The sequence below is a fragment of the Myxococcus vastator genome (assembly GCF_010894475.1).
In the GTDB taxonomy this organism is placed as follows: domain Bacteria; phylum Myxococcota; class Myxococcia; order Myxococcales; family Myxococcaceae; genus Myxococcus; species Myxococcus vastator.
This window is the reverse complement of record NZ_JAAIYB010000049.1, coordinates 24,403-30,402: the sequence shown is the minus strand read 5'-3', so window position 1 is coordinate 30,402 and position 6,000 is coordinate 24,403. Positions and strand designations below refer to the sequence as shown.

Below are 6,000 nucleotides of genomic sequence, written 5' to 3'. Positions count from 1 at the left end.
GCCGTGGGCAGGGCCGTCCCGAGGGTGGCCGCTCGGCCCAGGGCTCGGGTGGCTCCGGCGGCAACGCCAGCCGGGGTGGCCAGGGCGGCGCCCGCGGTTCGGGTGGTGGCCGTCCCGCGGTGGCGCCGGCGAAGGCCCCCGAGGCCTCGCCGCCTCCTCCGCGTCGCTCGTCGCCCAAGTGGTTCTAGGCGGCTGAGTCCAGACGGCGGCGACAGCCCGCCGTGAAGTCCGGGAAGGGAGCTCGCGCCAATGGGGCGGGCTCCCTTTTTCGTTTCAGTGGAGGACCATCAGCGCCATGGAGCCGAAGGCGAGCGCCATGGCCAGGATGCCCCAGCGGAACCACTTCTTCGTGAGCAGCAGGTAGTCGTCGAACGCGGCCCCGGAGGCGTCACCGAGCGCCTCGGCCATGACCAGTTGCCGCGCCTGGATGGGGCGCAGCATCTGGCTCCACACCACGCCGCACAGCATGAAGCTCACCTGTCCCGCGGCGAGCGCCGGGTTCGTCCACAGGGGGATGCCCTGGAGGTGCGCGCGCAGCATGCCGGTGGCGGCGAGCGCGAAGACGCTGGGCACCAGCAGGTACTTGTCGGTGAACTGCACCAGGCGCAGGGCATAGGCAATCACCCGGGGCTCGCGCGTCCTGTCCGCGAGCAGCCGCCACACGGCCGTCACGACGATGTCGCCCAGGAACACCACCACGGCGATGAGGTGCAGCAGCTTCAGGACGTTGTGGACGTTCATGGGGCGGGTGCCGGACGGGGAATGAGCGCGAGCAGGTGCTGGGCGAGCACCGCCGCGTGCGGGTCGCGGAGCAGCGACAGGTGCGTGCCAGGGACGGGGTAGGCCGAGCAGGCCTGCTGCGTCAACCGGCTCCAGCCGAGCGCGCTGTCTCCCACGAGCGCATCGAGCGCCGCGGTGCTGTGCCCGCTGCGGTCCTCCGCGCGGAACACGGCCAGCGGCACCGCTTGCTCCCGGCGGGGGCTGTAGTTCAGCGCGTCATGGGCCCTCGCCACGTTGAGGATGCCCTGCACGTGGACGGGCTGCGCGCCTTCGGGGAGGACCGCCGCGGCCTGGAGCCGTGCCACGAAGAACTGGAGCCGCTCGGCTTCGCTCATGGCGCGCACTTCGGGCAGGGCGAGGTCAATCTTCACGTTGAAGAACGCCTCCATGATGCCGGCGAGGTGGAGCATCCACTGCGCCGTGTCCCAGCCCTCGCCCTGCGGCCGGGTGACTTCGGGGAAGGGCGCCAGGGTGTCCAGCATGGCGACGACGCCCACGTCGCGTCCGCGGGCCTTGAGCTCCTGGGCCAGCTCGTAGGCGATGTGTCCGCCCATGGAGTGGCCACCGACGCAGTAGGGCCCTTCGGGCTGCATGGCCAGGATGGCGTCCGCGTACCACGCGGCGATGGCCTCCACCGTCTCGTGCGGTGGCGCGTCACCATCCAGGCCCTGGGGCTGGAGGCCGAACACGGCGACGCCTTCCAGGTGCCTGGCCAGGGACAGCAGGTAGAACGGCGTCGAGCCCCCACCGGGCACCAGGTAGAGCACCGGCGTCCGGTTCGAGTCCGTGGCGCCGGCCATGAAGGCGTGGGCCTCCGGGGTGAGCGGCACCAGGGGAGAGACGGCCGCGTTCTCGGTCCGGAGGACCGCCGTGAGCTGCGCGGGCGTCGGATGCCTGAACAGGGACACCAGCGGGAGCGGGCGGCCCAGGCGCTTCTCCACCGCGAGCTTCATCTTGAGCGCCAGCAGCGAGTGGCCGCCCAGGTCGAAGAAGCTGTCGTGGATGCCCACGGCGCGCACGCCGAGCACCTCCTCGAAGAGCCGGACCAGCTCCAGCTCCAGGGCGTCACGTGGCAGGCCCTCCAGGGCGGTGACGCGCGCGTCGGCGAGTTCCATCGCGCTCAGCGCGCGTGTGTCCACCTTCCCGTTGGGCGCCAGCGGCAGCGCGTCCAGGAGGACGAACTGTCCGGGCACCATGCTCGCGGTGAGCTGCTGCTCGACGAAGCTCCGGAGCTCGGTGGGCTCGGGGCGCTGCGCGGACGCATGGGGCACCACGAAGGCCACCAGCCGGGAGTCCCCACCCGCGCCGCGCACCAGCGCCACGGCTTCACGCACCGCCGGGTGCCGGGCAATGGCGGCTTCGACCTCGCCCAGCTCGATGCGATGCCCACGCAGCTTCACCTGTCGGTCGGCGCGGCCCACGAACAGGAACGTGCCATCCGCCAGCCGGCGGACCACGTCACCCGTCCTGTACATGCGCAGCGTCGGGCCTCCGGGGAAGGCGTGTTCGATGAAGCGCGACTGCGTCAGCTCCGGGCGGTTGAGGTAGCCGCGCGCCAGGCCGGGCCCGGCGAGGTAGAGCTCCCCGGGGACCCCCTCCGGGACGGGGCGGAGCCTTCCATCCAGGATGAGCGCTTCCATCCGGTGGATGGGCAGGCCAATGGGCTCCGTCGGGCCGTGCGCGCCTACCTGTCCAGGCTGGCAGCGGTGCGCCAGCGCGTCGATGGTCGCCTCCGTCGGCCCGTAGAGGTTCCACACCTCCGCCTTCGAGCGGCTGAAGAGCGTGGCGACAGTCGCGGAGGGTAGGGGCTCTCCGCCGACGCAGACGCGCCGGAGCGCCGGGAGGTTCACGAAGCCCGGCTCCTCCACCAGCGCCGTCAGCAATGAGGGCACGAGCTGGAGCACGGACACGTCGCGCTCGCGCAGCACGCGGGCCAGGTGCTCCGTGTCCGCGCCAAGGCCGTGCGGCGCCAGCACCAGCCGGGCACCCACCATCAGCGGGGCGAACAGCTCCCAGACCGACGCGTCGAAGCTGAGCGACGTGCGCTGGAGCACCCGATCCTCGGAGCCCAGCGGCATGGCGGCGCTCATCCACGCCATGTGGTGGGCCAGGGCGGAGTGCTCAATCAGCACGCCCTTGGGCTGCCCCGTCGACCCAGAGGTGAACAGGCAGTAGGCCAGCGCGCCGCGCCGTGGCTCGAATGACGCCAGGGTGTCGTCCCCGAGCACCACCACGTCGGCCCCCGGGAACCGCGTGGTGAGGTGCGGTTGCGTGATGACCACCCGCGCGCCGCTGTCCTGGAGCATGAACGTCAGCCGCTCGCGGGGGTAGGCCGGGTCGAGCGGAACGTAGGCCGCGCCCGCCTTGAGGATGCCGAGCAGCCCCGCCACCATCCCCACGGAGCGCTCCACGGCGAGGGCCACCAGGGCCCCCGGCGTGACGCCGCGCTGGACCAGCGCCTGGGCAACGGCCTTCGCGCGAGCCTCCAGGGCCGCGTAGGTGAGGGTGCCGTCCTCGGCCTCGACGGCGATGGCCGTCGGCGTCTTCGCCGCCTGGGCCGCGATGGCCTCGTGCACGGCGGGCAAGGTCGGCGTCGCCTCCGGTGCGCGAGGCATCAGCCGGACCCGCTCCTCGGCGCTCACCAGGTCGACGTCCACGACCTTCGACCGGGGCTCGGCGGCCAGCCTCGCGATGAAGCCCGTGAGCTGGCGCACCATCGCCTGGATGCGCCACGCGTCGAAGAGGTCGCAATCGTATTCCAGCACGCCTTCGAACCCCTGGGCCGTCTCGGACAGCGTCAGGGTGAGGTCGAACTTGGCGGCGCCGCTGGGGATGGCCACCGGGGTGACCTCCAGTTCCGGCAGCGCCATCTTCGCGGTGTGCGTCTGCTGGTACGCGAGCATCACCTGGAAGAGCGGACTGGTGCCGAGCACGCGCTCCGGCTTGAGCACCTCGACCAGCTTCTCGAAGGGGACGTCCTGGTGCTCATGGGCGTCGAGCACCTGGCGGCGGACGCGCTGGAGGAGCTCGAGGAACGTGGGCTCGCCGCCCAGGTCGATGCGCAGGGGCAGCGAGTTCACGAAGAACCCGATGAGCGGCTCCGTCTCCGCGATGCGACGGCCCGCGAACGGCGAGCCGATGACCACGTCGTCCTGCCCGCTCACCCGGCCCAGGTAGGCGCCGAAGGCGGCGAGCAACGCCATGTAGGCCGTCACTCCCTGCTCGCGGCAGAGCGAGGTGAGCGCCTGGGCCGCGTCGGGAGCCAACGCCAGCGGCTCGGTGGCGCCCCGGTAACTCCGGACCGCGGGCCGGGGCCTGTCGGTGGGCAGGTCCAGCACGGCGGGCGCACTGGCGAGCGCCTCGCGCCAATGGCCGAGCTGCTGCTCCCGGGCCTGGCCATCGAGCCAGCTCCGCTGCCACGCCGCGTAGTCCGTGTACTGGATGGGGAGGTCCGGAAGCGCCAGGGGCTCGCCCCGGACCTCCGCGGTGTAGAGCGCCGTGAACTCACGCATCATCACGCCGAAGGACCAGCCGTCGGACACGATGTGGTGCATGGCCACCAGGAGCACGTGCTCGTCGTCCGCGCGCCTGAACAGGTGCACCCGCACCACGGGTCCTACGTCCAGCGCGAAGGGCCGGGCGGACTCCTCGGCCAGCCGCTGGTCGAGGCTCGCCGCGCTGGCGTGGCGGAGGTCCTCCAGGGTCAGCGAGAGCTCCGCGTCGGCCACCCGGGCCACCGGGAGACCGTCGACGAGTGGGAAGCGCGTCCTGAGGACCTCGTGGCGCTCCAGCACGCGCTGGAGGCTCCGTCGCAAAGCGGCCTCGTCCAGCGCGCCCCTCAGCGTGAACGCGATGGGGATGTTGTAGGCCGCGCTCTGTCCTTCGAGCTCCGCGAGGAAGCGCAGCCGCTCCTGCGCGAAGGAAAGGGGCCGGTCCCCGGGGCTCGTCAGCGGGACCAGCGGCGGGAGCTGGGGCGCGGCCTCCTTGGCGGCAATCACCGCCGCCAGCGCCGCCAGCGTCGGCTGCTCGAAGATGGCGGAGAGGGGCACGTCGACGCCGAACGTCCTCCGCACGCGGCTCATGACCTGCGCGGCCAGCAGCGAGTGCCCGCCCAGGTCGAAGAAGTGGTCCTCCGCGCCAATCGGACGGCGCTCCAGGAGTGACTCCCACAGCGAGGCGAGCGTCTGCTCGGTGGGCGTGCGCGGGGGCACGAAGCGCGTCTCGCTCGCGGACGCCTCGAAGCGCGGCGGCGGCAGCCGTCGCTTGTCCACCTTGCCGCTGGACGACAGCGGCAGCTCCTCCAGGTGGATGAACTCCGCGGGCACCATGAACTCCGGGAGCTTCTTCCGGGCGTATTCGCGGAGCGCGTGCGCCTCCACGGGCTGGGCCGAGACGACGTAGGCGACGAGGGCCTTCACGCCGCCCTGTGCGCCCGCGGAATGCACGTTGGCCACGGCCTTCGCCACGCCGGGATAGGTGGCGAGCACTGCTTCGATTTCACCCAGCTCGATGCGGTAGCCACGGAGCTTGACCTGATGGTCGATGCGCCCGAGGTACTCGAGGTTGCCATCCTTGCGCCAGCGGACCAGGTCTCCGCTCCGGTACAGCCGTGCCTCGGGCTTGAACGGGTGCGGGATGAACTTCTCGCGCGTGAGCTCCTCTCGGTTCAGGTACCCGCGTGCGACACCCACGCCTCCGATGTGCAGCTCGCCCGGGACGCCCATGGGCAGCAGCGCGCCGTGGCGGTCCAGGACGTACCCCTCCAGGTTGAGGGCGGGGCGCCCGATGGGCGGAGCCCCCGGGTCATCCTGCCGGCAGTGGCCGAGCGTGCTGATGATGGACACCTCGGTGGGGCCATAGGCGTTGACGAACTGGACGCCGGGCCGCGCCCACGTGTGTACGACTTCGGGCGGGAGGGCCTCTCCCGCGGACGTCAGCATGCGAAGCGCGGGGTACTCGCGGTCGGTGGGGAGCGCCGCATACGACGTCGGCGGCAGCACCATGTGCGTGACGCCGTGAGCCAGCAGCACGTTGGCCAGCGCGTCGCCCGCGAGCAGCGTGTCCGCGGGGGCCACCACGAGCCGGCCCCCGTTGGTCAGGGCCATGACAAGCTCCCAGACCGAGACGTCGAAGGAGATGGAGGAGAACTGGAGCATGACGCAGCTCGCGTCGGCGCCCAGCTCGTGCCGCTGCATCTCGATGACGTTCGCCAGGCCCCGG

At 71.9% G+C, this 6,000-nt stretch carries 2 protein-coding genes and 1 pseudogene (1 of these 3 only partly in view); 1 reads left to right on the top strand and 2 read right to left on the bottom strand.

What is annotated here, in order from left to right; translation table 11 throughout:
• Positions 1 to 188, top strand: a pseudogene (locus G4D87_RS07665) (DEAD/DEAH box helicase); the annotation flags it as partial.
• Between the two features lie 85 nt (positions 189 to 273).
• On the opposite strand, the gene G4D87_RS07660 reads toward G4D87_RS07665, so the two are convergent.
• Both G4D87_RS07660 and G4D87_RS07655 read right to left on the bottom strand, forming a co-directional pair.
• A complete protein-coding gene (locus G4D87_RS07660; RefSeq protein ID WP_163780439.1) occupies positions 274 to 741 on the bottom strand; it encodes a DUF2269 family protein in 468 nt (155 codons plus the stop codon).
• Positions 738 to 6,000: the 3' portion of a non-ribosomal peptide synthetase gene (locus tag G4D87_RS07655; protein ID WP_163780437.1), read on the bottom strand. 8,168 nt of this gene lie beyond the right edge of the window; only the last 5,263 of its 13,431 coding nucleotides appear in the window; its start codon lies beyond the right edge, outside the window; the stop codon is at positions 738 to 740. The genes G4D87_RS07660 and G4D87_RS07655 overlap by 4 nt, the downstream gene beginning before the upstream one ends.

Excerpts from the sequence above, each read along its gene's own strand:
- G4D87_RS07660 (WP_163780439.1), bottom strand. The coding sequence starts at position 741 with ATGAACGTCCACAACGTCCTGAAGCTGCTGCACCTCATCGCCGTGGTG.